The sequence below is a fragment of the Bradyrhizobium liaoningense genome (assembly GCF_018130825.1).
GTDB classification, from domain to species: Bacteria; Pseudomonadota; Alphaproteobacteria; order Rhizobiales; family Xanthobacteraceae; genus Bradyrhizobium; species Bradyrhizobium liaoningense_B.
The window spans coordinates 574,619-601,210 of sequence record NZ_JAFCJS010000004.1 but is presented as its reverse complement, the minus strand read 5'-3'; the positions used below and the strand labels follow the sequence as shown (position 1 = coordinate 601,210).

Sequence of the window (26,592 nt, the reverse complement as noted above, 5' to 3'; positions counted from 1 at the left end):
GATTTAGACCCGTATTTGCCGCAGGATGCCGCGGGGAACCCCTGGGAAAAGATGACATGAGTATCTGCTGTCCAATCTATACAGCGGGTTACTTTGGATGCTTGGAAATGTCCGCAAAAAAGCCGAATTCGACTTCAGAATACTGCAAGTATTACCTCGGTTCCTTGCTGGAACCGTAGTTTCCTAGGCGTCCGCAGGGCCAAGTGATGCGAAATCACACAAGCAATAGATGGTTTCGCTAAGGACTTGGTAATGCTAAGCAAGCTTAGGCGGTCGATACTTTCATAATTATTAACCCTTTTACGGTGCCCCGTTGAATTACGCTGGCAAATTTGACGCCGCGATTCCCTTCCACGGCGAGGGTTCCCACTCGCCCGCCTATGTCCACGTCGATTCCTTTACCGCCAAGGCGCACGGTCACGTGCCCGCCGGGGCTGTCGTTGTTCCCGACCCGAACCTGATCTTCAACGGCGACTTCAAGCGCTCAGGTCTCGACCTCGTGCTGTCCCATGAGGGGCGGGACTTCGTCGTTCACGATTATTTTAGGGGTGAGAAGCGTGCCGCACTCGCCTCGTCCGATGGCGCCCACCTCACCGGCGACGTCGTCAACGCGCTGACGGGGCACGTCCAGGTTGCCCAGGCCGCGCCGGGCACTGCTGCGGCCCAGGTCATCGGCCACGTCACAAAGCTCTCCGGCAGCGCGACCGCGATCCGCAACGGCGTTTCGGTCATCCTCAACAACGGCGACAATGTCGAGAAGGGCGACGTGGTGTCGACCGGTGCGGATTCGACGCTCGGCATCACCTTCATCGACGGCACCGTGTTCGGCCTGTCCTCCAATGCGCGGATGGTGCTGAACGAGATGGTCTACGACCCCAACGGGTCGAACAACTCCTCGCTGCTGAGCCTGGTCGCAGGCACCATCACCTTCGTCGCCGGCGAAACCGCCAAGCACGGCGACATGAAGGTCGACACGCCGGTCGCGACCATGGGCATCCGCGGCACCGCGGTGCTGACCCAGATCAACTTCGTCGTTCCCGCCGGCGGCGGCGACCCGCAGCCGCAGGCGAGCTTCCAGGTGCTGGTCGAGCCGAACGGCACTACGGGCTCCTACATCCTGTTCGACAAGATCACGCTGCTGCCGATCGCGACGGTCAACCAGGCCGGCCAGATGATCCAGATCAGCGGCGGCAACGTCTCGATCAGCAACGCGCTGATGTCGCCGGACGTGCAGAAGCTGATCACGGACGTGTTCACGCTGAAGTTCACCGACAACAACAGCAACACCAAGCTGACGAACTTCACCGACACGATCACGCCGATCACCCAGGATGTCGTGTTCAAGTCGGGGGCGGGCGACGTCGCGATCGCGACCTTCACGAACCTCAATCGCGCGGGATCGGAGGAGTCGGGCGGATCCACGTCGACCGCGACCCGTATTCCCGGCCAGCCACTGGCGCGGAGCCTCGATCTCAGCGGCAATGTGAACACGGCGTTCTCGCTGAGCGAGCGCGCGGGCACGACCGGCGACACCACGCATTCCGACACGATCTCCGGCCGGATCACCTTCGTCGATCAGAATCTCGGCGACCGGCCGACGGTGAGCATAAGCCTCGCCGAGGCACCGAACTACGTCTACAAGAACGCCGGCCAGCAGGACGTCACCGGCTCGCTCAGCGCTCTCCAGAAGCAGGACATCGCGGCAACGCTGATCGATATCAGCGTGGTCCCCGCCGGCGGCAACAACAACAACGGCTCGGCGGTCTGGACCTACACGATCCCCGACAACGTCTTCGATTTCCTCGCGGCCGGCGAAACGCTGACGCTGACCTACATGGTCCGCGTCGACACCAATTTCCTGGTCAACCCAGAATCCGCGTTCATCCCGATCACCATCACGATCACGGGCACCAACGACAAGCCGGTGATCACCAGCAGCGTTCCGACCATCACTTTCGAAGGCGGCACCAGCGTGCCGGGCGGCCCGCTTATCAGCGATGAGGCGACCTCGGGCACGCTGAACTTCAACGACGTCGATCTGACCGACACGCATACCGTGTCGGTGGCGCTGACCAGTGCGACGCTGCCTGATGGCAGCACCGTTCCGCCGGGCCCGCTCGCGGCATTCCAGAGCGCGATGTCGGTTGCGATCGTGTCGGGGGCCGACAGCACCGGCGATGGCACCGGCACCATCAACTGGTCGCTGGCCGACCTTCCGGTCTACCTCGCCGATTTCATTCCGAAGGGCGAGGTGCTGACGCTGGTCTACACCGTGACGGTCACGGACGCGCAAGGCGCGACCGCGCAACAGACCATCACCGTCACGATCACCGGCACCGATGCGCCCGCCGTGGTGTGGATCGCGACCGAGAAGCCCGGCGCTCCCTCCGGCGGCTTCTGGAAAGACGCCGCGAACTGGGCGACCGGCACCGTCCCGACCATCGACGACGACGTCATCGTCATCACCGACCAACTGCACGGCCTGACGCCGTCTTTCCCGGCCACGATCGACGCGCCGGCTTATGCCAAGTCGATCACGATGAATGATTTCGGCGGTCCGCCGCCGCAGCTGATCAACCAGAGCTCGCTGACCATCGCGGGCTCGCTCGACATGCGCGCGGACTCGATCTTCACCAACGCCGCGACCGGCACGGCGTCGGTCGGCGGCCTGGCCGAGATCCTGGACACCAGCGTATTGACCAATGCCGGGCACCTGACGCTCAAGGCCGGCGGCGATTTCGCCGTCGGCACCACGATCACCAATTCCGGCACGCTCGAAGTATTCGGCGGCACGCTGAAGACGTTGGCCGAGATCCACAATGCCGGCGGCACGCTGAAGACCGATGCCGGCGCGACGCTGATCGTCGATGGCACGACGGTCGACGGCGGCACCGTCACCATTCTCGGCACGCTGGAGCTCGACGGCGTCAGCCTGATCGAGAACGGCACGCTGAACAATTCCGGCACGGTCAACGTCAAGGGCTTCGCCGAGTTCGCCGGCCAGACCGTGGACAACACGTCGAGCGGTGTGATCGAGGTGCTGGCAAATGGCTGGCTGACGATCCATCAGGGGTCCGGCGTCACCAATGCCGGCCAGATCACCATCGACTCCTCCGGCAGGCTGGTCGTCAACAACGCGACGATCGGCGGAGCCGGTGAGGTGATCGGCACCCTGAACGGCGAGGACGAGGGTGGCCCGATCTTCAACGCCGGTCTCCAGGGCGCCGGCACGATCACCAACAATGGTGAGATGGATCTCACCGGCGACGCCGTCCTGAGCTGCGGCATCCTGAACAACAACGCCCTCTTCAACGTCAGCGGCACCGGCAATGCGCTGAGCGACGAGACCGTCACCAATGCCGGCCTCATCGAGGTGCTGGCTGGCGGTGCGCTGGTGATCGATCAGGGCTCGACGGTCGACAATTCGAGCGGCAACGTCGTCGTCGACGGCAATGCTGCGCTGACGCTCGACGACGCCACGATCAGCGGCGGCGCGATCAAGGGTGCGGGCACGATCGACGTCACCGGCGCCAGCCGCATCGACGGCGGGGCGACGCTGAGCGTTGCGGCGATCACCGTCGATGGCGATCTGACGTTGTCGGGCGTGAGTCTGACCGGCGGCGCGCTCACCATCCAGGGCACGCTGGAATCGACTGGCGCGACCACGATTTCCGACGCCTCCATCACCAACAACGGCCTGATCGAGGCGATCGGCGGCGTGCTGACGCTCGCCGCCATGACCTCGGCCAGCATCGCCAATGCCGGCACGCTTCGGGCCAATGGCGCCGAGCTCGACATCGACCACCAGGCCGTCACCAATACCGGCACGCTGGCCGCGACCGACGGCGGCACGCTGAAGCTGATCTCGACGACGGTGACCAACGGGACCGGCGCGGTTTCGGTCGCCCTCGGCTCGGCGCTCGATCTCGTCGGTACGGTCATCGACGGCGGCACGCTCACGATCGCGGGTACGCTGGAATCGACCGGCACCAGCGCGATCGACAATGCCGATATCACCAACACCGGTACGATCGCCGTCACCGGCGGCACGCTGACGATCGATCCGGCCACGATCCACGCCGTCACCAATCAGGGCCTGATCGAGGCGGTGACCGGCGGCACGCTGAAGCTGACGGCCGCCACCATCACCAATACCGGCGGCACGATCTCGGTTGACGGCACATCGAAGCTCTATCTGACCGGCGTGTCGATCAATGGCGGCAGCCTGAGCAATGCCGGCAATCTCTACAGCGTCTCGGGCTCCAACACGATCGCGGCCGGCGTCACCAACACCGGCGGCAGCATCGAAGTCCAGGCCGGCACGCTCAACCTCGCCGGCGGCATCACCGGCGCCGGCGCCCTGATCATCGCCGACGGCGCGACGCTCGAGCTCGGCGGCGCTGATGCGCAAACTGTCACCTTCGCCGGCGGCACCGGCACGCTGCAGCTCGACAAGGTCGCCGGCCAGAGTTTCACCGGGACCATCACGGGCGAGGCGGCGGCCGACGGCACAATCACCGTCACCGGCGATGCCGACATCGCGGCGTCGGTTGGCGACGCGCTCGACGTCTCGATGTCGAAGGGGACGCATGCCAGCGTCGCGCTCACGCTGAGCGGCACGCTCACGGGCGCGAGCAACGGCATCGACGTCACCCAGAACGGTGCCGGCGACGTCTCGCTGACCGCGACCGGGGACATCACCGGCTCCGCCGGCCACGGCATCTGGCTGAGCGACGGGTCGACCGCTACCGGCAACATCACGGTCAACGATCTCACCGGCAAGGCGACCGGCATCGGGGCCGATTCGGCCGGCGTGCTCGTCGAGAATTCGAATGCCGCCAATGGCGGCGACATGTCGATCACCCAGCTTGGCGGCGCCGTCGGCGGTGCCTACGGCATCGATGCCCTCACCTGGGGCAGCGGCGACATCACCATCGATGCCGGCGGGACCATCACCGGCAGCGCGATCTACGGCATCCGGTCGCGCAGCTATGGCACCGGCAGCCAGACCGTCACGACCGAGGCCGGCAGCGTTCTCACCTCGGGCAGCTCCGGCATCGTGGCGGTCAATTTCGCGGCTGCGATCGACGACGATGTCGGCAGCACGATCTCGGTCGAAGCGCACGGCACGATCCATTCCGGCTCGGCGCTGAACAACGACCTGACCACGCCGGGCGCGATCATCGCCGGCTACAAGCCCGGCGGCAACGGGGCCTTCTCGGGCGCGGTCAATGGCGACGTCATCGTCACCAGCGATGCGGCGATCACCGCGGATGCCGGCTACGGCATCGAGGCGTTCACCTGGGGCGTCGGCGACATCACCGTCACGACTGGCGCGATCTCGCAGATCACCGCCGCAGGTACCGCGATCGCCGCTTTCGATCACGGCGGCGGCGACGTGACCGTTACCAACAATGGCTCCGCCAGCGGCGCCGTCGGTCTGTCGGCGTTGGCGGCGGGCGCGGGCGATGTCACCATCGTCAATCACGGCAGCATCACCGGCACGAGCTCTGCCGGCATCAGGGTCACGCAGAACGACGCCAATGAGCTGGGCGATCCGGTCGCGTCCGGCTCGACGCATATCACCAACACCGGCTCGATCGTGGGCGCGACCGGCCATGCCGCGATCTTCATCCAGGAAAACGCCACCGGCTCGGCGACGATCGACAATTCCGGCACGATCGGGCCGGCCGCCGCCTCGAGCGTGACCGCGGCGACCTACGCGATCGTCGAGACCGGCGGCGCCGTCACCATCAACAATAGCGGCCATATCAACGGCAACATCTCGGTCGCGAGCGCGACCTTCAACAACCTGGCGACTGGCATCTGGACGGTGTCCGGAACGAGCGTCTTCGGCAACGTGTCCTCGATCGTCAACGGCGGCGAGATCGATCTGCTCAACGGCGCCTCGATTTCCGTGGCCGGCCTCGGCATCACCAATACGAACGAGATCGAAAGCTGGGGCACGGCGTCGATCACGGGCACCATCACCAACAACCACTCCATCGAGGTCCACACCGGCACGCTGACGCTGTTCGGCTCGCTGTCCGGCTCCGGCTCGGTCACGATCGATGCCGGCGCGACGCTCGAGATCAAGAACGCGGTGGCCCAGACCATCACCTTCGCGGGTGACGGTGCCGGGCTCGAGATCGACACCGCGACCTTCGGCGGCTCGATCGCCGGCTTTGCCGCCAACGAGAAGATCGACCTGTCGACCATCACCTGGGACAGCGGGACCGCGACCGTCTACGATTCCGCGACCGGCAATCTCGTCGTGAGCGATGCGTACGGCCACAGCATCTCGCTGAAGCTGATCGGCGACTACAGCGACACGCATTTCATCACCAGCAGCGACGGCGCCGGCGGCACCATCGTCGAGATCGCTCCGGTCGATGAATGGACCAATCCGGCCGGCGGCGACTGGAACACGGCGTCGAACTGGAGCCTGGGCGTGCCGGCGGCCAGCTACGACGTGAAGCTGCTCGCCGGGGGCGAACCTATCACCGTCGACAGCGCGACCAACGTCACGATCCATGACCTGACCGTCGCTTCCGGCGTGACGCTGCTGACCGAGCCCGGCACCGTGTTCACCGTGAATGGCGCGGTCGTCCTCGACGGCCTGGTCGAGGCCGGCCCGTTCTCCGGCAACGACGTGTCGACGATCGACATCAAGGGCAACGTCACCGGCACCGGCGCGATCGAGATCTCCAACAAGGCCGTCGTGGAGATCGAGGGCTCGGTTGCGGGCACGCTGGTCAACGGAGAGTTCTCGGGCATAACCGTCTACTACGACAACGGGCTCGGCACCCTGATCCTGGACGATTCCAAGGATTTCCACGGGCTGATCTCGGGGTCTCCGGCCGGAGCCCCGCTCTCGTCCAACAATCTGATCGACCTGAAGGACCTCGCCTGGACGTCCACGATGTCGGCGCAGGCCGACTACAACGCGGATACGAACATCACCACGGTCGGCTTCTACAACGGCACGACCACCGTCACGCTGTTGTTCCTCGGCAGGGACGTGAACTGGCACCTTCAGAGCGACGGTCAAGGCGGTACCACCGTCTATGATCCGCTCGCCGACACGCCCATGACGATCGAGAGCGGCACGGTGCTGAACCTCAGCGAGGCTTCGTCGCAGGACGTGACCTTCGCCAACGACAGCGGAACCACCGGCACGCTCGCGATCGAGCACGCCGCCGATTTCACCGGCACCATCAACGGCTTTGCCGGCGACGGCACCGTCGCCAATTCGGATCTGATCGACCTCAAGGACATCGACTTCGCGCATCTGACCGGGGTGGTCTACACCGAAAACGCCGACCATCTCGGCGGCGTGCTGACGCTGAGCGACGGCACCGAAACCGCGAACATCAAGTTCGCCGGCAGCTACAGCATCGACAGCTTCGAGTTCGTCAGCGACGGCAACGGCGGCACGCTGGTCGTCGATCCGCCCACGGGACCGACCCTGGTCGGGACCAGCGGGCAGGACCAGTTCGCCTTCACGAATTCGACGCTTCCGGTCCAGAGCACGATCGTCGATTTCGAGCTGGGCCAGGACAAGATCGACCTGCGCGAGTTCGCCGGCATCAAGTCCTTCAGCGACATCGTCATCACGCAGCAGGCGGGTGGCGCGCTGGTCACGCTCGACGATCACCAGTCGATCCTGCTGAAGAATCTGGCCGCGGGCAGCCTGCACGCCAGCGATTTCATCGTTGCGACCCACGCCTGACGGGCATTCGCCGGGATCGGCGGCGGCACCCTGTCCGCGGCGGATTCCAGTACCAAAGGCATAGCTGATTGCGTATTGTCGGCCCTGTTACGGCCGAAGGCGGGCTCCGGGAAACTCGACCAGCATGAGACGTCTCAGGATCTTGCGGCGGTGGTTTGCGCAGAAGTTAGGCTTCGCGCGGCTGATGTGCCTTGCGCTGCTGGTCATATTCGCCGGCGCCCGCGTCTGGGACCCGCCGCCGATCCAGGAATTGCGGCTGCGCACCTTCGATATGTTTCAATTGATCGATCCGCGCCACAAGACGGTGCGGCCGGTCGCCATCGTCGACATCGACGACAAGAGCCTCGCCAAGCTCGGCCAGTGGCCGTGGCCGCGGACGCGGATCGCCGACCTGATCCAGAACCTCACCAGCAATGGTGCGGTCGCGATCGGCTTCGACGTGGTGTTCTCGGAACCCGACCGGCTCAACCCGGACCTGGTCGCGGGACAGATGCGCTATCTGGACGATGCCACGCGTGCCAAGCTGCGCGAGCTGCCGACCAACGACCAGATCCTCTCCGACGCGATCAGGCGCTCGCGCGTGGTGCTGGGCGAGACCGGGCAGTCGCACATCACGTCGGAGATCGACAAGACGCTTCCCTTCACAGGGGTGGCGACGGTCGGCGAGGCGGATGCCGAGAAGTTTCTGTTCGAGTTTCCCGGCCTGTTGCGCAACGTGCCCGTGATCGAGAAGGTCGCCGCCGGTCGCGGCCTGTTCACGATCAGGACCGAGCGCGACGGCCTGATCCGCCGCGTGCCGATGGTGATGCGCGCCCAGGGCAACATCATGCCCTCGCTCAGCCTGGAGATCCTGCGGGTCGTCACCAGCACGCCGACGCTGCTGGTCCGGACCGACAAGTCCGGCGTGCGCGCCATCCGCCTCAAGGGCGTCGAGATCCCGACCGACAGGAACGGCCAGCTCTGGGTGCACTACGCCCGCTATGATCCCTCGATCTACGTCTCGGCCGCAGACGTGCTCGACAACACGGTGTCGCCGAGCAAGATCGCCGGCAAGCTGGTGCTGGTCGGCACCTCCGCGGTCGGCCTGAACGACATCAAGACCACACCGGTATCCCGGGCCATGCCGGGTGTCGAGATCCACGCCCAGGTGCTGGAGAGCGTTCTGACCGGCGCGATGATCTCGCAGCCGAACTATGCGCTCGGTATCGAGCTGCTCGCCGCGCTGTTCATCGGCCTACTCGTCATCATCTTCACGCCGAATCTCGGTCCCGTCCGCCTGGTGCTGGCGGGTGCGATGTTCGCCGCGATCCTGGTCGGCACGTCCTGGTTCTTCTACGCGCAGCACCGCCAGCTCATCGACTTCACTTACCCGCTGCTCTCGACCACCGCGATCTACCTGACGCTGATCTTCGGCAGCTTCGTGCGCGAGCAGCGGCAGCGCAAGGAGATCCGCGGCATGTTCGCGCAATATCTGTCGCCGGAGCTGGTCGAGCAGCTCACGCCGGAGAAACTCAAGCTTGGTGGCGAGGAGCGCGAGATCACGATCATGTTCTCGGACGTGCGCGGCTTCACCACGATCTCCGAGAGCTACAAGCACGATCCGCAAGGTCTCACCGCGCTGATGAACCGTTTCCTGACGCCGCTGACCAACGTGATCACCAAGCGGAAGGGCTACGTCGACAAATATATGGGCGATGCCATCATGGCGTTCTGGAACGCGCCGCTCGACGATGCCGAGCACGAGGTCAACGCCTGCGCGGCGGCGATCGGCATGCTTGAGAAGATCGACGAGGTCAACAAGGAGCGCGAGCAGGAGGCTGCCGAGGGCGGCCATGTCTACATCCCGCTCAATGTCGGCATCGGCCTCAACACCGGCATCGGCGTGGTCGGTAACATGGGCTCCGATCTGCGGAAGAACTACACAGCGCTCGGCGACTGCGTGAACCTCGCCTCGCGCCTGGAAGGGCAGACCAAGGAATACGGCTTCCCGATCATCGTCGGCTCCAGGACGGCGCTCGCCGCCAAGGACAAGTTCGCGATCCTCGAGCTCGACTTCATCATGGTCAAGGGCAAGACCGAGCCGGAGGTGATCTACGCCATCGCCGGCCGCGAGGACGTGATGCATTCGGCCGCCTTCCAGCGCCTGCGCAACATCACCATCGAGATGCTCGGCTGCTACCGCAACCGCGACTGGCAGGGCGCAATGAACGCGATCGAGCGTGGCCGCCGCAGCGAAGACGCCGACACGCTGGAAAAGCTGTTCAAGCTCTACGAAGCGAGGATCAAGGAATTCCAGCTCAATCCGCCGCCGGAGGACTGGACCGGCGCGTATGCGCTGCTGACGAAGTAGCGGATGTGTGATTTGTAGGGTGGGTTAGCCAAGCGATCGCGCGAAGCGCAATCGATTGGCGTAACCCACCACTTCCGTTTCTGCGGACGCGAACAGTGGTGGGTTACGCCTTCGGCTAACCCACCCTACGATTACTGCTGACGAAGTGGCGTGCCACAGCTCCCGTAGGGGGGGGCAAAGGCGCGAAGCGCCGTGCCCACGTCTTTCTCTCGTCGCATCATGGTGGGCACGCTTCGCTTTGCCCACCCTACGACAGCGCGTTCGCCGCCCTTCACTCCACCCCGATCGTCGTCAGGTCCTGGAACCAGTGCTGCGCCTGCACGAACTGCTTGATCTTCGGCGACAGCGCATGCGGGTTGGTGTCGTGGACGACCCAGACCAGCACGGCATCGTCGACGATCAGCGCATGCGCCTGCGCCAGCAGCTCGTCCTGCTTGGCGCTGTCGAAGGTCTGCTTGGCCTCGTCGATCAGCGCGTCGACTTTCGGGTTCTTGTAGCCGCCCCAATTGACGCCAACCGGCGCGATCTGGCCGGAGTGGAAGAAGCGGACGATGGCGTAGAGCGGGTCTGAGGTGACATAGGCGATGTTGTTGGCGGTGATGCCGGCGTTCATCTCGTCGGCCGCACCCTTGCGCCAATGCGTGTAGAGCGTCTCGAGCTCGACCACCTTGAAGTCGATGTCGATGCCGATCTCTTTGAAACTCTGCTGCAGGAATTCGTTCATCGGCAGCGACAGCATCTGGCCGGTGCCGCCCTGCGCGATGATGAACGTGGTCTTCAGCGGCTTTGCTTTCGAATAGCCCGCTTCCTCCACCAGCTTCTTGGCGGCGGCGAGATCATACTTCAGCTCGAAGCTGGGCTTGCCGAACCACGGGCTCGACGGGTCGACCTGGCCCTTGGCGGGCTTGGCGAGGCCGTTCATCAGCCCGACGACTTCGTCGCGGTTGATCGCGAGGTTCAGCGCCTTGCGCAGGCGGATGTCGGTCCAGGGCGAGCCGGGCAGCACGCTGAGGTGATAATTCCAGACATGCGGGGTGACGTTGTCGACCAGCTTCATGCCGGCCGCTTTCAGCTGCGGCACGGCATCCGGCGCCGGCGTCTCGATCAGGTCCACTTGGCCGGCGAGCAGCGCGTTGGTGCGCGTGAGCGCTTCCGGCATCGGCACCAGCACGATCTTGTCGACCTTGGGAATGCGCTTCTTGTTCCAGTAGTCCGGATTCTTGCTGAGCTCGGCGAGCTCGCGCGGCACCAGCTTTGTCAGCTTGAACGGGCCGGTACCGGAGGGCTGGCTCGCGAACTTGTCCCAATCCTTGCCGAGCTTTTCATACTGCGCCGGGCTCGACACCAGGAACCACAGCATCTGATAGGGGAAGAAGGAGTCGACGGTCTTGGTGGTGATCTCCACCGTGAAGTCGTCGATCCTGGCATAGCTGGCGACGGAGGGAAGGCGCGTCTTCACCTGCGCGCTCTGCCGCTTGTCGAATTGCGGCGCCTTGTCGTTGAGCACCTTGTCCAGATTCCAGATCACCGCATCGGCGTTGAACTCGCTGCCGTCGTGAAACTTCACGCCCTTGCGAAGCGTGAAGCGCCATTTGGTCTTGTCGGCATCGTCGACCTTCCATTCGGTGGCGAGGCCCGGCACCAGCTTGCCGGGGCGATCGGCGACGTCCATCTCCCACGCCACCAGCGGATCGTAGATCGTGTAGGCCGTGAACTGATAGGCGCCGGCGCCGCGATCGGGCTGGCCCGTCGTCAGCGGAATGTCCGCCATCGAGATGCCGTAGCGCACCACCGTTTCGGCGCGCGCCGAGATTACGGAAGCTGCCAGCGCAAGCACGGCGAGACAGGTCGATAGACGAATACGCATGGCCCAAACTCCCAGGGGATTTCGGGGCCAAACCTGCAATCTTGATGCCAGAATAGGCAGCCGGGCTGCTTTGTCTTCAATTGATCACAAGGACTTGTCGTCGCAGGGGCAATTTGCAGAATAAGTTTCTCCTTGGCATAGCCATTGCATACGATTGCATCAAAATTAATCATCGAAAGCCGAAGAAGGATCGAGGCGATGCTTATCAAGAACAAGAAGACACGGGCGGCGCTGATCGCGCTCTTGGCGCTTGGCAGCGCGGCCGCATGGCCGCGTGTAGCGAGTGCGGAAACTGTGCTGCGCATCGGCATGACTGCTGCCGATATTCCGCGCACCCTCGGCCAGCCCGATCAGGGTTTTGAAGGCAACCGCTTCACCGGCCTCACCATGTATGACGCGCTGACCGGCTGGGATCTGTCCTCTGCCGACAAGCCGAGCGTGGTGATCCCCGGCCTTGCCACCGAGTGGAAGGTCGACGATGCCGACAAGACCAAATGGACCTTCAAGCTGCGTCCCGGCGTCACCTTCCATGACGGCTCGCCGTTCAATGCCGACGCCGTGGTGTGGAATGTCGAGAAGGTGCTGAAGCAGGACGCGCCGCAATTCGACGCCAGCCAGGTCGGCGTCACGGCCTCGCGCATGCCGACGCTGGCCTCCGCGAAGAAGATCGACGACATGACGGTCGAGCTCACCACCAAGGAGCCCGACAGCTTCCTGCCGATCAATCTCACCAATTTGTTCATGGCGAGCCCGGCGAAGTGGCAGGCCTTCTACGACAAGGCGGAAGGCGCCGACGCCAAGGCGAAGTCGCAGGCGGCATGGACCGCGTTCGCCAAGGACGCTTCGGGCACCGGCCCGTGGAAGATGGCGAGCTTCACCCCGCGCGAGCGGCTCGAGCTGGTGAAGAACGCGAGCTACTGGAACAAGGATCGCGTACCCAAGGTCGACAAGATGGTGCTCTTGCCGATGCCGGAAGCCAATGCACGCACCGCGGCGCTGCTGTCCGGTCAGGTCGATTGGGTCGAAGCACCGGCGCCGGACGCGCTGCCCGAGCTCAAGCAGCGCGGCTTCAAGCTCTACGCCAACGAGCAGCCGCATGTCTGGCCGTGGCAGTTCTCGCGCGTCGAGGGCTCGCCCTGGAACGACATCCGCGTGCGCAAGGCGGCGAACCTCTGCGTCGATCGCGAAGGCCTCAAGGACGGCCTGCTTGCGGGGCTGATGGTGCCGGCGTCCGGCACTTTCGAGCCCGGCCATCCCTGGCGCGGCAAGCCCACCTTCGAGATCAAGTACGACAAGACTGCTGCGCAAAAACTGATGCAGGAAGCGGGCTTTGGCCCGAACAAGAAGCTGGCGGTGAAGATCCAGACCTCGGCGTCGGGCTCGGGCCAGATGCAGCCGCTGCCGATGAACGAATATCTCCAGCAGGCGCTCGCCGAATGCTATTTCGACGTGAAGCTCGACGTCATCGAGTGGAACACGCTGTTCACCAACTGGCGTCGCGGCGCCAAGGACCCCAGCGCCAACGGCTCGAACGCGACCAACGTCACCTATGCGGCGATGGACCCGTTCTTCGCGCTGGTGCGCTTCCTGCAGTCGAGCATGGCGCCGCCGGTCTCGAACAATTGGGGCTTCATCAACGATCCCAAGTTCGACGAACTGGTGAAGAAGGCGCGCCAGACCTTCGATCCCGCCGCGCGCGACGCCGCGCTCGCCGAGCTGCACGCGGCCTCCGTCGATGACGCCGCCTTCCTCTACGTCGCACACGACGTCGGCCCGCGTGCGATGAGCCCGAAGGTCACAGGCGTCGTGCAGCCGAAGAGCTGGTTCATCGACTTCTCGCCGGTGTCGATCGCGCAGTAATCCACCGGCTTGCTCGGTGCACCCTCTCCCCTTGTGGGAGAGGGTGGCTTCGCGACGGCGAAGCCGGGTGAGGGGTCTCTCTCCGCGGAGAGACCCTCTCTCATTCGATAATGCTGTAACCGCGGATAGATACCCCTCATCCGGCGCTTGCGCGCCACCTTCTCCCACAAGGGGAGAAGGAAGAAAGAACCAAACGTGCTCGCCTATACCGCCAGACGCATTGTCTATGTCGTCCCGATCGTCATCAGCGTGGCGCTGGTGTGTTTCCTGCTCGTGCACATCACGCCGGGCGATCCGCTCGTCGCGGTGCTGCCGGCCGATGCGTCGCAGGAGCTCGCGGCGCAGCTGCGCGCCGCCTATGGCTTCGACCGGCCGCTGCCGGTGCAGTTCGGGCTTTGGCTGCTCCGTGCCCTTCATGGCGATCTCGGCAATTCCATCGCGACGGGACGCCCGGTGCTGGCCGAGGTCATGCGCGCGGTCGGCAACACCGTCACGCTCGCGATCGCCGCCGCCGTCATCGGCTTCACCATGGGCATCCTGCTCGGCCTGATCGCCGGTTATTTCCGCGAGACCTGGATCGACAAGGTCGCGACCTCCTTTGCCATCGCCGGCGTGTCGGTGCCGCATTACTGGCTCGGCATGCTGCTCGTCATCATCTTCTCGGTGCAGCTGAACTGGCTGCCCGCGGTCGGCGCCGGTCCCAGCGGCTCCAATTCCTGGGCGTGGGATTGGGCGCACCTCAAATATCTCGTGCTGCCGGCGATCACGACTTCGGTGATTCCCATGGGCATCGTCACCCGCACGGTGCGCGCGCTCACCGGCGATATCCTCAGCCAGGACTTCGTCGAGGCGCTACGCGCAAAAGGCCTGCGCGAAACCGGCGTGTTCCGCCACGTTATCAAGAACGCCGCGCCCACCGCGCTCGCGGTGATGGGGCTTCAGCTCGGCTACATGCTCGGCGGCTCGATCCTGATCGAGACCGTGTTCTCCTGGCCGGGCTCGGGTTTCCTGCTCAATTCGGCGATCTTCCAGCGCGACCTGCCGCTGCTGCAGGGCACGATCCTGATCCTGGCGCTGTTCTTCGTCTTCCTCAACCTGCTGGTCGACATCGCGCAAGCCGCGATCGACCCGCGCATCAAGCGGGGCTAGCGATGAGCGAGCTTCCGTTGTCCGCCACCGCCGACGCCGCGCTGCAGGCTGCGCCCGCCACCAAGGCACGCGGCTATTGGGCGACTGTCGGCCGCCGCATCATGCGCGACAAGGTCAGCATGGCCTGCGCGCTGGTGCTGCTGCTGATCTTCCTGTCCGCGATCCTCGCGCCGTGGCTCGGTCTCGAAGATCCCTACAAAGGCTCGATGATCCGCCGCCTCCGTCACATCGGCACGGCAGGCTATCCGCTCGGCACCGACGAGCTCGGCCGCGACATGCTGGCGCGGCTGATCTATGGCGGGCGGCTGTCGCTGGTGATCGGCATCCTGCCGGTCATTCTCGCCTTCTGCATCGGCACCTCTCTCGGCATCGTCGCCGGCTATGTCGGCGGCAAGCTCAACACCGCGATCATGCGCACGGTCGACGTGTTTTACGCCTTCCCGTCCGTGCTGCTGGCGATCGCGATCTCCGGTGCGCTCGGCGCCGGCATCCTCAACTCCATCGTGGCGCTGACGATCGTGTTCGTACCGCAGATCACCCGCGTCGCCGAAAGCGTCACCACAGGCGTGCGCAACATGGACTTCGTCGAGGCCGCACGTGCCTCCGGCGCCGGCGCCTTCACCATCATGCGCGTGCACATCCTCGGCAACGTGCTGGGCGCGATCTTCGTCTATGCCACGAGCCTGATCTCGGTCTCGATGATCCTCGCGGCCGGTCTGTCCTTCCTCGGCCTCGGTACAAAACCGCCGGAGCCGGAATGGGGCCTGATGCTGAACACGCTGCGCACCGCGATCTACGTCAATCCCTGGGTCGCGGCACTTCCCGGAGCGATGATCTTCGCGGTCTCCATCTGCTTCAATCTGCTCTCGGACGGCCTGCGCAGCGCCATGGACATCAGGAACTAGGCCATGAGCGAAACGAACACTTCCGTCGCCATGCTGGAGCAGGTCGAGGACCGCGGCGGCGTTGCGCAGCCGCTGCTCCAGGTCAACGGCCTGACCAAGCATTTCCCGGTTCGCGGTGGGCTGTTCGCCGCCAAGCGGACCGTACGTGCCGTCGACAATGTCTCCTTCTCCGTCGCCAAGGGCGAGACGGTCGGCATCGTCGGCGAGTCCGGTTGCGGCAAGTCCACCACCGCGCGGCTCTTGATGCATCTGATGCCGCGCGATGACGGCGACATCATCTATGACGGCATGACCGTCGGCCAATCCTTGTCGCTGCGCGAGCTGCGCCGCGGCATGCAGATGGTGTTCCAGGATTCCTACGCCTCGCTCAATCCACGTCTCACTATCGAAGAGTCGATCGCCTTTGGTCCAAAAGTCCACGGCATGGCCGATGGTACGGCCCGCGCGCTGGCGCGCGAGCTGCTCGGCAAGGTGGGCCTGCGCCCCGAAAACTTCGCCAACCGCTATCCGCACGAGATCTCCGGCGGCCAGCGCCAGCGCGTCAACATCGCCCGTGCGCTGGCGCTGTCGCCGCGGCTGGTGATCCTGGATGAGGCCGTCTCCGCGCTCGACAAGTCGGTCGAGGCGCAGGTGCTCAATCTGCTCGCCGATCTCAAGCGCGAGTTCGGCCTGACTTATCTGTTCATCAGCCACGACCTCAACGTGGTCCGCTACATCTCGGACCGCGTGCTGGTGATGTATCTCGGCGAGGTCGTCGAGCTCGGCCCGGTCGACCAGGTCTGGGATAGTCCTACGCATCCCTACACGCGCGCGCTGCTCGCCGCGATGCCGTCCTCAGATCCTGACAGGCGCACCGAGAAGCCGCCGATCACGGGCGATCCGCCCAACCCGATCGATCCGCCCCCGGGTTGCCGCTTCCACACCCGCTGCGCGTTTGCGGAGCCGCTCTGCGCAAATGCCGCACCAAAGCTCACGGCCGTCGATACAATGGGCCACGAGGCCGCGTGCTACATGGCGATTCCGGGTTCGGGCCATAGCCGCGCGCCCGCAGGGGAAACAGCATGACAAGACCGACACCAAAAGAGATCAAGCCCATCGCGCAAGTCTCGGGCATTCCCGTCGACGATGAGATCGCAACGCGCATCTCCAACGCCATCGGGCCCGCCTTCGAGGGTTTTGCCGCGATCGCCGGCACGCTGCCTTTCGACCTCGAGCCCGCGTCCTACGTGGTTGCGCAGTCGCAGAAGGTGTCGAAATGAGCCTCGAACCTGCCTTGATGACGCTCACCGAGGTCGCGCGCGCGATCGCGATGAAGCAGCTGTCTTCGCATGAGGTGACGCGTGCACTGCTGCACCGCATCGCGCAATGGCAGCCGCATCTCAACGCCTTCATGTCGATCGAGGCGGAAGCCGCGCTGAAGGCGGCCGACGCTGCCGACGCCGAGCTCGCCAAGGGCAACGCGCGCGGACCGCTGCACGGCGTGCCGCTCGCGCACAAGGACATGTATTACGACGCCGGCCACGTCGCGACCTGCGGCTCGCTGATTCGCCGCGACTTCGTCGCGACCACGACGTCCACGGCTCTGCAACGGCTGAAGGACGCCGGCCAAATCCGCCTCGGCACGCTGCATCTTGCCGAGTTCGCCTATGGTGCGACCGGGCACAACAGCCATTATGGTCCGGTGCGCAATCCCTGGAACGTGGCGCACATCACCGGCGGCTCGTCCTCGGGCTCCGGCTCGGCGGTCGCAGCGCGCCTGACCTATGCCGCGCTCGGCTCCGACACCGGCGGCTCGATCCGCATGCCCTCGCATTTCTGTGGTGTCACGGGGCTCAAGACCACCTGGAGCCGCGTCAGCCGCGCCGGCGCGATGCCGCTTTCGCAATCGCTCGACACGGTCGGCCCGCTCGCGCGTACCGCGGAGGATTGCGCGCTGCTGCTGGCATTGACGGCCGGCCCGGATCCGGAGGATCCGACCGCGAGCCGCGAGCCTCTCTCGGACTACGTCGCCGCGACCAAGGGCTCCCTGAACGGCCTCAAGATCGGTGTGCCCGCGACCTACTATGTCGACGATCTCGACAGCGAGGTCGCGCGCGTGCTCGACGAGACCATTGCGGTGCTCAAGCGCGAGGGCGCCGACATCGTCAAGGTCGAGCTGCCGGACCAGCGGCAATTGCAGGCGGCGAGCCAGCTCGTGCTGGCCGCTGAAGCCGCCGCCTTCCACAAGCGCTGGCTGATCGAGCGTTCGCAGGATTACGGCGCGCAGACATTGATGCGCCTCCAGAACGGCCTGGCCGTTCCCGCCGTCACCTATCTCGAAGCGATGCGCTGGCGTGGCCCGGCGCTAGCTGCGCACAATGCGGCGACTGCGGGCGTCGATGCGGTGATCGCACCGGCGTCCCCGGTGCCGGCGCCGTCGATCGAGGAGAGCGATGTCGGTGGCGGCCCGAACGCGCCGGCGCTGTTGCAGCGGTTGACGCTGTTCACCCGCCCGGTGAACTTTTTGGGCCTGCCGTCGCTGACCATTCCCTCGGGCTTCACCAAGAGCGGTCTGCCTGTCGGCATGCAGCTGATCGGCCGCTCCTTCGATGAAGCGACCCTGCTCACCATCGGCGCCGCCTTCCAGCGCGCCACCGACTACCACGACCGGATCCCCAAACTGCCGTCATGACAAAACTCGTCGAGATCTCAGGCCTCAACATCCGCTTCACCGGCGAGCGCACGGTCTATGCCGTGAACGACCTCAATCTCTCGCTCGGCAACAGTGAGGTGCTCGGCCTGCTCGGCGAATCCGGTTCGGGCAAGAGCGTGACCCTGCGTGCCCTAATGCGGCTGTTGCCGAAGAAGCGCACGCAGATTTCGGGCACGGTCAACGTGATGGGACAGGACGTGCTCGCCATGAACGACGAGCAGCTGTCGTCGTTCCGCGGCCAGACTGTCTCGATGATCTTCCAGGAGCCCGCGCTCGCGCTTGACCCCGTCTACACCATCGGTGCGCAAATCGCCGAAAGCGTCGTGCGCCACGAAGGCAAGTCTTATGCGGAGGGTCGCGCGAGAGCGCTGGAGATGCTCGAGGTCGTGCGCATTCCCTCGGCAAAACGCCGGCTCGACGCCTATCCGCACGAGATGTCCGGCGGCATGCGCCAGCGTGCGATGATCGCACTCGCGCTCGCCTGCCGTCCCAAGATCTTGCTGGCTGACGAGCCGACCACGGCGCTCGATGCCACCGTGCAGATCCAGATCCTGCTGCTGCTGCGCGAGCTGCAGCGCGAGTTCGGCATGTCCGTCATCTTCGTCACCCACGATATCGGCGTCGCCATCGAGATCTGCGACCGTGTCGCGGTGATGTATGCCGGCCAGATCGTGGAGCAGGGCAGTCTGCGCGACATCGTCCGCAGCCCCGTGCATCCCTATGCCAAGGGCCTGCTTGCCTCGACCATTCATGGTGCGAAGCGGGGGCAGCGGCTCGAGACCATCCCCGGCACCCCGCCTTCGCTGGCCGAGAAACCCCACAATTGCTCCTTCGCCCCCCGCTGCCCCGTGGCGCAGCCGCGCTGCCTGGAGCAACTGCCCGACAATGTGGAGGTTGGGCCGGGAAGGGCGGCCAGGTGCGTGCTGGCGGAGCCGGTGGTGGCGACGTAGGCGGTGCGCTCCCTCGCCCCGTTCTCACGGGGAGAGGGCTGGGGTGAGGGGCCTCTCTCCCCACGAGAGACTGTCGAGAGACCTGTACCCCCTCACCCGGATCGCGCCGGACGATGCTTCGCATCGCCGGGGGCGATCCGACCTCTCCCCACAACAAGTGGGGAGAGGTGAAGAGCAGTGTGCGCGCTTCTCCAAAATTCCCCTACGACAACACCGACTTGTCACAGTTCGCCGCCCGCATTCCGGCCAAGCGCGCTCTACTGTGCATGGGGTTGTTTTCGCCTTTTTTGTTGGCGCCGCCTTTCGGCGCGAGCCTGCGGAACCCATTCAGACCTCATTCATCCCGGTTCCGGTTCCATGCGCCCGTTCACGGAGAGGGACTTCAACTTATGTACATTTCTGGCCAAAGCATCATCGTCATCCTGTTCGTCGGCCTGGTCGCCGGCTGGCTTGCGGGCAAGGTGGTCCGCGGCGCCGGGTTCGGCATCATCGGCGACATCGTGATCGGCATCGCCGGCGCGTTCGTCGCCAGCTTCCTGTTCCCGAAGCTCGGCATCCATCTTGGCGTCGGGCTGGTCTCGGAGATCATCTATTCCGCGATCGGCGCCATCATCCTGCTGCTGGTGGTCCGCCTGGTGCGCGGCGGCGGGCGGCTCTAGCGCCGCAATCCAACCTGGCGCCTCCCCGTCTTGGGAAAGGCGTCAGGTCCGCAAGAAAAAGCCGCAAGCCTGTGAGATTCCGGGCTTGCGCGCGGGGCCATCAAGGGTAGAGATGTGGCAACCAGGGGTTCGGATTGAATCAACCGCGTTGACGAAGGGGCGAGAACGCGATGTTAATCCGGGTCAATTACTCCTGAAATTGCCTTTGAAATCAGGGGCCTTGCCCCATACCCGAAAGAGATCAGACTGATGGCAGCCGTACCCGGCGTTCGCCGTTCAGAGCTCGCTGACGCGCTGCGCGCCTGTCGCACGGCGTTTGTCGGCGTCGGCCTGATGAGCTGCGTGATCAACCTGCTCTATCTGACCGGGTCGATCTTCATGCTGGAGGTCTACGACCGGGTGCTGCCGAGCCGCAGTGTTCCAACCCTGGTCGGCCTCATCATCCTCGCCAGCTTCCTCTACATGGCGCAGGGCGTGCTCGACATGATCCGCAACCGGATCCTGGGGCGGATCGGAACCGCGCTCGATGATGCCCTCAACAAGCGCGTGTTCGACACCATCGTGCGCCTGCCGCTCTTGGTCGGGAGCCGCAACGAGGGCCTGCAGCCGCTGCGCGACCTCGACAATGTCCGCTCCTTCCTCGGCGGCATGGGCCCGAGCGCGTTCTTCGACCTGCCCTGGCTGCCGCTCTACCTCGCCATCTGCTTCGCCTTCCACGTCCTGATCGGGGTGACCGCCCTGGTCGGCGCCATCATCCTGGTGGGCCTGACGCTGGTCACCGAATTCATGTCCCGCCAGCCGGCGAAGGAGGCGATGGGCCTTGCCGCGCAGCGCAACGATCTCGCCCAGTCCAGCCGCCGCAACGCCGAGGTGATGGTGGCGATGGGCATGACGGGCCGGATGAACCAGCGCTGGAGCGAGGCCAACGAAAAATATCTCGCCGGCAATCAGCGTGCGAGCGACGTCGCCGGCGGCCTGGGGGCGGTCGCAAAGGTGCTGCGCATGATGCTGCAATCGGCGGTGCTCGCCGTCGGCGCCTATCTCGTCATCCACCAGGAGGCGACCGCGGGCATTATCATCGCCGGCTCGATCCTCTCGGCCCGTGCGCTGGCGCCGGTCGATCTCGCCATCGCGCATTGGAAATCCTTCGTCGCGGCCCGTCAGAGCTGGCAGCGCCTCACGCGCCTTCTGGAACAGATGCCGGCGCAGACCATGCCGACCCAGCTGCAGGCGCCGACCAGCCGCCTCTCGGTCGAGGGTGTCGCCATGGTGCCGCCGGGCGACCAGCGTCTCATCGTGCAGGACGTCAGCTTCGCGCTCGCCGCCGGCAATGGTCTCGGCGTGATCGGGCCGAGCGGTTCCGGCAAATCCTCGCTGATCCGCGCGCTCGTCGGCGTCTGGCAGCCGGTGCGCGGCAAGGTGCGGCTCGACGGCGCGGCGCTCGATCAATGGTCAAGCGACGTGCTCGGCCGCCATATCGGCTATCTGCCGCAGGACGTCGAACTGTTCGGCGGCACCATCGCGCAGAACATCAGCCGGTTCGATCCCGAAGCGACGTCTGACGGCATCATCGCCGCCGCCAAGGAGGCCGGCGTGCACGAGATGATCATCAAGATGCGCGAAGGCTACAACACGCAGGTCGGCGAGCAGGGCACCGCGCTGTCCGCAGGCCAGGCGCAGCGCGTGGCGCTGGCGCGCGCGCTCTACGGCAGTCCGTTCCTGATCGTGCTCGACGAGCCCAATTCCAACCTCGATACCGAAGGCGACGAGGCGCTGACCCGCGCGATCCGCTCGGCGCGCGAGCGCGGTGCCATCGTCATCGTGGTGGCGCATCGCCCCATCGGCGTCGAGGCGGTCGACCAGATCCTGGTGCTGCGCGATGGTCGCATGCAGGCCTTCGGCCCGAAGGAGCAGGTGCTCGCCCAGGTGCTCCAGCCGCGGGTGACGCCGCCGGCCCCGATCAAGGTCGTCAGTGAAGGCGGAGTGGCCAAGTCATGAGCACAAAGTCATGAGCACGATGGCGATCGGCGGCGCGAAGCCCGCCGCCAAGAAGACCGTGCGTGATTCCATCAAGTTTCACCTGATGCTCGGTCTCGGCATCGTGCTGGTTCTCGTCGTCGGCCTCGGCGGCTGGGCATCGACGGTGCTGATCTCGGGCGCGTTGATCGCGCCGGGCCAGGTCGTGGTCGAATCCAACGTCAAGAAGGTGCAGCATCCGACCGGCGGTGTGGTCGGCGAGCTGCGCGCCCGCGACGGCGATCTGGTCAAGGCCGGCGACATCGTGGTGCGGCTCGACGACACCGTGACCAGGGCAAACCTCTCCATCGTCGTCAAGAATCTCGATGCCGCGCAGGCGCGCACGGCGCGGCTGCAGGCCGAGCAGCGCGGTCTCGACAAGATCGAGTTTCCGCAATCCCTGCTCGATCGCAGCAGCGATCCCGACGTCAAGGCGCTGCTCTCCGCCGAGACCAAGCTGTTCGAGGTCCGCGTCAACGGCCGCGCCGGCCAGAAGGCGCAGCTCCGCGAGCGCGTCCTGCAGCTCAACGAGGAAATCGAGGGCCTGTCCGCGCAAGAGACCGCCAAGGACAAGGAGATCGCGCTGGTCCAGAACGAGCTGACCGGCGTCCGCGATCTCTACGACAAGCGTCTGGTTCAGATCTCGCGACTGACCCAGCTCGAGCGCGACAGTGCCCGCCTCAACGGCGAGCGTGCGCAGTACATCGCCTCGCGCGCACAGGCCAAGGGCAAGATCACCGAGACCGAGCTCCAGATCATCCAGGTCGACAAGGACATGGTCAGCGAGGTCTCCAAGGATCTGCGCGAGACCAATGACAAGATCGGCGAGCTGATCGAGCGCAAGGTCGCCGCCGAGGACCAGCTTCGCCGCGTCGACATCCGCGCGCCGCAGGACGGCATGGTGCTGCAATCGACGGTGCACACCGTGGGCGGCGTCGTCACCGCCGGCGACACATTGATGCTGATCGTGCCGCAGGCCGACGATCTCCAGGTCGAGGCGAAGGTCAATCCGGTCGACATCGACAAGCTCCAGATCGGACAGAAGACGCTGCTGCGCCTGTCCGCCTTCAACCAGCGCACCACGCCGGAGCTCAATGGCGTCGTCAGCCGCGTCTCGCCCGACGTCACCACCGAGCAGCGCACCGGCCAGAGCTACTACACCATCCGCGTCTCGATGCCGCCGGAGGAGATTGCCCGCCTCGGTGACGTCAAGATCATCCCCGGCATGCCCGTGGAAGCCTTCGTCCAGACCGGCGACCGCACCATGCTGTCCTACCTGATGAAGCCGCTGCACGACCAGCTGATGCGGGCCTTCCGCGAGAAGTGAGCGCGAAAGCGCGTCATCCCGGAGCGCGCTTGGCGCGCATCCGCGAGCCCCATTCGCGATCTCGTAGGGTGGGCAAAGGCGCAAAGCGCCGTGCCCACCATCTTTCGCACAATTGGCATAGGGTGGGCACGCTTCGCTTTGCCCACCCTACAGCATTCGATCTCGTAGGGTGGGTTAGGCGAAGCCGTAACCCACCGCTTCTCTATCCGCAGCAGCGGAAGTGGTGGGTTACGCTGCGCTAACCCGCCCTACGACACCTTCTTCTTTGCTATAGTTCGACTCAATCGCAAATAACCCGGCGGTCGAACATGCAGTCCCCTCCGTCCATCGCCACCAAATCCTTCTCCGATGCGTCTCTTGCCGTCGCCCGGCTCGAAGAGATCTACGAGCGCAACACAAAGTTCCTGCGCGACCGGTTCGAAGCCTATGTCGGCGGCGAAGCCGTCACCACGCGGGTGCGGGCCTACTATCCCTTCGTCCGCCTCACCACCGCGACGCATGCGCGGCTGGATTCCCGGCTGTCCTACGGCTTCGTCGCCGGACCCGGTGTGCATGAGACCAGCGTCACGCGGCCGGATCTGTTCCGCGCCTATCTCACCGAGCAGATCGGTCTGTTGATCCAGAACCATGGCGTGCCCGTGGAAATCGGCGAGTCTGCCGAGCCGATCCCGATCCACTTCGCCTATCGCCGCGACATCAACATCGAGGCCGCCATCACCACCAGCGAGAACTCGCCCGTCACGCGCTCGCTGCGCGATGCGTTCGATGTGCCTGACCTCGCCACCATGGACGATGCCATCGCCGACGGCACCTTCGAGCTGCAGCCGGGCGCGCCCGAGCCGCTCTCCTTGTTTCGCGCCGCCCGCGTCGACTACTCGCTGCGCCGGCTCTACCACTACACCGGCACCGATCCCGAGCATTTCCAGAACTTCGTGATCTTCACCAACTACCAGTTCTATATCGACGCCTTCGCGCAGCTCTGCCAGCAGCGGCTCCAGGCTGGCGAAGCCGGCCTCGAAGCCTTTGTCGCGCCCGGCAACGTCATCACGCACGCAGGTGGCGCGACGACCGGCGTCGCACCCGTGCGCACGCCGCAGATGCCGGCCTACCACCTGGTCGAACCCGATTACCGCGGCATCAGCCTCATCAATATCGGCACCGGCCCGTCGAATGCGCGCAATGTCACCGACCACGTCGCGGTGCTGCGGCCGCACGCCTGGCTGATGCTTGGTCATTGCGCGGGCCTGCGCAATACGCAGCGGCTCGGCGACTACGTGCTCGCGCACGGCTATGTGCGCGAGGACCACGTGCTCGACCGCGAGCTGCCGCTCTGGGTCCCTATCCCGGCGCTGGCCGAGATGCAGGTCGCGCTCGAGGAGGCGGTCGAGGACGTCACCGGCCTCGAAGGTTTCGAGCTCAAGCGCCTGATGCGCACGGGGACCGTCGCGAGCGTCGACAACCGCAACTGGGAGATTTCGGGGCCCGAGGTGATCCGCCGCATGTCGCAGTCGCGCGCCGTGGCGCTCGACATGGAATCGGCAGCGATCGCCGCCAACGGTTACCGCTTCCGCGTTCCCTACGGCACGTTGCTGTGCGTTTCCGACAAGCCGCTGCATGGCGAGATCAAGCTTGCCGGCATGGCGAGCGAGTTCTACCGCCGCCGCGTCGGCCAGCATCTCGAGATCGGCCTGAAAGCGCTGGAGCGGATCAAGCAGCAGGAATCCGAACGCCTGCATTCGCGAAAGCTGAGAAGCTTTGCCGAAGTGGCATTCCAGTAAGGGACAACAGAACTGTCGTACGAACGCTGACGTTTCTGTGAGCGCAGCGTCCTGGAATATCGCTGCCGAGGCAGGGTTATCGATTCGTCCGGGGCCGCTTGAAGCAGGACAGGAGACGAAGATGTTCACAGGGATGATCAGGCTCGTCGCGCTGGGTGCATTTGCGGCAGCCCAGTTGAGCTCGCCGGCGTTCGCGGCGGGCGGTGGTGGAGGAGGCGGTGGCGGTTCCGGTTCTACCGATCCTTATGGCGGCGCCTATTCGGATCAGAAGCCGCAGCCAACCTATCCGAAGCGGCCGGGCACAAAGGCAACCCAGAAGGGCAAGAAGCAAGGCAACCAGTCCAGCATCGGCGATCCCGCTTTCGCCGCCGGCTACCGCGTCGCCTATGACACCATCTACGAGCGCAACGACTATGCAGCCGCGATCGCGCAGTTGAAGTCGCTCGGCCAGGACGACCATCCGAACGTCGCCAATCTCATCGGCTATGCGTACCGCAAGCTCGGCGACTACGAACAGTCGCAGGTCTGGTACGAGCGCGCCTTGCAGGCAGATCCGAACCACGTGCTGACGTGGCAATATTATGGACTGTGGCAGCTCGAGCGGGGCAACCGCGAGCAAGCGCTCTATCATCTCGGTCGGATCGCATCCATCTGCGGGACCGACTGCGAGGAATATCGATCGCTGGCCGCGGCACTGGACAAGCCGGCTGGAACAGCGCTCGTCTATTGAGGTCGGAGCGCGGCGGGGCTGACGCGAGTGCTGTTGACGCGCGTCGTATGACCGCCATGTCCCCTAAAGCATGATCCGGAAAAGTGCGAAGCGGCTTTCCGGAAAGATCATGCGTAAACAACAACCTAAAGCGCGATGACGATTCATCCAAATCTCATCGCGCTTCAGTGCGGGTGGTGACAACGCGTCAGATTTTCAGCATTGTCCGGCGCGGGGCTCGACCGGGACGACTTGATGCCACTTTTGCGCGACAAGATCATTGGCCATGATCTGGAACGGCTGGCCTTTCGCTTCACCATGCTGGACGATGGCGAGGTCGTGCAGTGCCAGATCTCCGACGCCGCGATGGACGAACTCGCGGGCATGCAGGGCACCGAAAGCAGCGCGCGACAGGCGCAGTTCCTGTCCCTGCGCGAGACCATCGAGCGCATCGCGTCGGACCTCTACGACGAGGCGCCGAGGGTGCAGGGCTATGTGGTGCGGATCTTCATGCGGCATTTGGGGCGGTAGCGAGGACCTGCCCAACCTGTCATGGCCGCGAAAGGATTCATTAAGAGCATCCTGTAGTTGCATTGGA

16 protein-coding genes are annotated in these 26,592 nt (G+C 65.0%); 15 read left to right on the top strand and 1 reads right to left on the bottom strand.

Going from position 1 to position 26,592, the window contains the following annotated elements:
* The first annotated feature begins 313 nt into the window (after nt 1–313).
* A complete protein-coding gene (locus JQ603_RS21460; protein WP_212342321.1) occupies nt 314–7,732 on the top strand; it encodes a FecR domain-containing protein in 7,419 nt (2,472 codons plus the stop codon).
* A 124-nt stretch (nt 7,733–7,856) separates the two neighbouring features.
* Nucleotides 7,857–10,082, top strand: a complete 2,226-nt coding sequence (locus JQ603_RS21455) for a CHASE2 domain-containing protein (RefSeq protein WP_212342320.1) — start codon at nt 7,857–7,859, stop codon at nt 10,080–10,082.
* Nucleotides 10,083–10,353: 271 nt separating this feature from the next.
* On the opposite strand, the gene JQ603_RS21450 is transcribed toward JQ603_RS21455, so the two are convergent.
* On the bottom strand, nt 10,354–11,949 hold the full coding sequence (locus JQ603_RS21450; protein WP_212342319.1) for an ABC transporter substrate-binding protein: 1,596 nt from the start codon (nt 11,947–11,949) through the stop codon (nt 10,354–10,356).
* A 198-nt stretch (nt 11,950–12,147) separates the two neighbouring features.
* Here JQ603_RS21450 and JQ603_RS21445 point away from each other — a divergent pair, with 198 nt between their 5' ends.
* The 13 genes from JQ603_RS21445 (at nt 12,148) to JQ603_RS21385 (ending at nt 26,525) form a co-directional block, all read left to right on the top strand.
* On the top strand, nt 12,148–13,809 hold the full coding sequence (locus JQ603_RS21445; RefSeq protein ID WP_212342318.1) for an ABC transporter substrate-binding protein: 1,662 nt from the start codon (nt 12,148–12,150) through the stop codon (nt 13,807–13,809).
* Nucleotides 13,810–14,004: 195 nt separating this feature from the next.
* On the top strand, nt 14,005–14,958 hold the full coding sequence (locus tag JQ603_RS21440; protein WP_122405859.1) for an ABC transporter permease: 954 nt from the start codon (nt 14,005–14,007) through the stop codon (nt 14,956–14,958).
* A 2-nt stretch (nt 14,959–14,960) separates the two neighbouring features.
* A complete protein-coding gene (locus JQ603_RS21435) occupies nt 14,961–15,863 on the top strand; it encodes an ABC transporter permease (RefSeq protein ID WP_212342317.1) in 903 nt (300 codons plus the stop codon).
* A gap of 3 nt (nt 15,864–15,866) precedes the next feature.
* The gene (locus JQ603_RS21430; protein ID WP_212342316.1) at nt 15,867–16,928 is read left to right on the top strand and encodes an ABC transporter ATP-binding protein; all 1,062 of its coding nucleotides are present in this window, start codon (nt 15,867–15,869) and stop codon (nt 16,926–16,928) included.
* A complete protein-coding gene (locus JQ603_RS21425; RefSeq protein ID WP_212342315.1) occupies nt 16,925–17,122 on the top strand; it encodes a hypothetical protein in 198 nt (65 codons plus the stop codon). Before JQ603_RS21430 ends, JQ603_RS21425 begins: the two co-directional genes overlap by 4 nt.
* Nucleotides 17,119–18,534: an amidase gene (locus JQ603_RS21420; RefSeq protein WP_212342314.1), complete on the top strand. Its 1,416-nt coding sequence runs from the start codon at nt 17,119–17,121 to the stop codon at nt 18,532–18,534. Before JQ603_RS21425 ends, JQ603_RS21420 begins: the two co-directional genes overlap by 4 nt.
* On the top strand, nt 18,531–19,505 hold the full coding sequence (locus tag JQ603_RS21415; protein WP_212342313.1) for an ABC transporter ATP-binding protein: 975 nt from the start codon (nt 18,531–18,533) through the stop codon (nt 19,503–19,505). The genes JQ603_RS21420 and JQ603_RS21415 overlap by 4 nt, the downstream gene beginning before the upstream one ends.
* A 389-nt stretch (nt 19,506–19,894) precedes the next feature.
* On the top strand, nt 19,895–20,164 hold the full coding sequence (locus JQ603_RS21410; protein WP_212342312.1) for a GlsB/YeaQ/YmgE family stress response membrane protein: 270 nt from the start codon (nt 19,895–19,897) through the stop codon (nt 20,162–20,164).
* A 249-nt stretch (nt 20,165–20,413) separates the two neighbouring features.
* Complete coding sequence (locus JQ603_RS21405; RefSeq protein ID WP_212342310.1) at nt 20,414–22,162, top strand: type I secretion system permease/ATPase; 1,749 nt, start codon at nt 20,414–20,416, stop codon at nt 22,160–22,162.
* Between the two features lie 10 nt (nt 22,163–22,172).
* The gene (locus JQ603_RS21400) at nt 22,173–23,507 is read left to right on the top strand and encodes an HlyD family type I secretion periplasmic adaptor subunit (RefSeq protein ID WP_212342308.1); all 1,335 of its coding nucleotides are present in this window, start codon (nt 22,173–22,175) and stop codon (nt 23,505–23,507) included.
* 308 nt (nt 23,508–23,815) lie between these two features.
* Nucleotides 23,816–25,285, top strand: coding sequence for an AMP nucleosidase (locus JQ603_RS21395; RefSeq protein WP_212342306.1), 1,470 nt, complete (start codon nt 23,816–23,818; stop codon nt 25,283–25,285).
* A 121-nt stretch (nt 25,286–25,406) separates the two neighbouring features.
* Nucleotides 25,407–26,015: a tetratricopeptide repeat protein gene (locus JQ603_RS21390; protein WP_212342304.1), complete on the top strand. Its 609-nt coding sequence runs from the start codon at nt 25,407–25,409 to the stop codon at nt 26,013–26,015.
* A gap of 234 nt (nt 26,016–26,249) precedes the next feature.
* Complete coding sequence (locus tag JQ603_RS21385; RefSeq protein WP_020607898.1) at nt 26,250–26,525, top strand: DUF1488 family protein; 276 nt, start codon at nt 26,250–26,252, stop codon at nt 26,523–26,525.
* Nucleotides 26,526–26,592: the final 67 nt, after the last annotated feature.

What these genes read in the sequence shown, in the direction of transcription:
- JQ603_RS21410 (WP_212342312.1), top strand. Translation starts at nt 19,895, where the DNA reads ATGTACATTTCTGGCCAAAGCATCATCGTCATCCTGTTCGTCGGCCTG.
- JQ603_RS21435 (WP_212342317.1), top strand. Translation starts at nt 14,961, where the DNA reads ATGAGCGAGCTTCCGTTGTCCGCCACCGCCGACGCCGCGCTGCAGGCT.
- JQ603_RS21385 (WP_020607898.1), top strand. Translation starts at nt 26,250, where the DNA reads ATGCCACTTTTGCGCGACAAGATCATTGGCCATGATCTGGAACGGCTG.
- JQ603_RS21395 (WP_212342306.1), top strand. Translation starts at nt 23,816, where the DNA reads ATGCAGTCCCCTCCGTCCATCGCCACCAAATCCTTCTCCGATGCGTCT.
- JQ603_RS21450 (WP_212342319.1), bottom strand. Translation starts at nt 11,949, where the DNA reads ATGCGTATTCGTCTATCGACCTGTCTCGCCGTGCTTGCGCTGGCAGCT.
- JQ603_RS21415 (WP_212342313.1), top strand. Translation starts at nt 18,531, where the DNA reads ATGACAAAACTCGTCGAGATCTCAGGCCTCAACATCCGCTTCACCGGC.
- JQ603_RS21400 (WP_212342308.1), top strand. Translation starts at nt 22,173, where the DNA reads ATGAGCACGATGGCGATCGGCGGCGCGAAGCCCGCCGCCAAGAAGACC.
- JQ603_RS21455 (WP_212342320.1), top strand. Translation starts at nt 7,857, where the DNA reads ATGAGACGTCTCAGGATCTTGCGGCGGTGGTTTGCGCAGAAGTTAGGC.
- JQ603_RS21420 (WP_212342314.1), top strand. Translation starts at nt 17,119, where the DNA reads ATGAGCCTCGAACCTGCCTTGATGACGCTCACCGAGGTCGCGCGCGCG.
- JQ603_RS21445 (WP_212342318.1), top strand. Translation starts at nt 12,148, where the DNA reads ATGCTTATCAAGAACAAGAAGACACGGGCGGCGCTGATCGCGCTCTTG.
- JQ603_RS21425 (WP_212342315.1), top strand. Translation starts at nt 16,925, where the DNA reads ATGACAAGACCGACACCAAAAGAGATCAAGCCCATCGCGCAAGTCTCG.
- JQ603_RS21390 (WP_212342304.1), top strand. Translation starts at nt 25,407, where the DNA reads ATGTTCACAGGGATGATCAGGCTCGTCGCGCTGGGTGCATTTGCGGCA.
- JQ603_RS21405 (WP_212342310.1), top strand. Translation starts at nt 20,414, where the DNA reads ATGGCAGCCGTACCCGGCGTTCGCCGTTCAGAGCTCGCTGACGCGCTG.
- JQ603_RS21430 (WP_212342316.1), top strand. Translation starts at nt 15,867, where the DNA reads ATGAGCGAAACGAACACTTCCGTCGCCATGCTGGAGCAGGTCGAGGAC.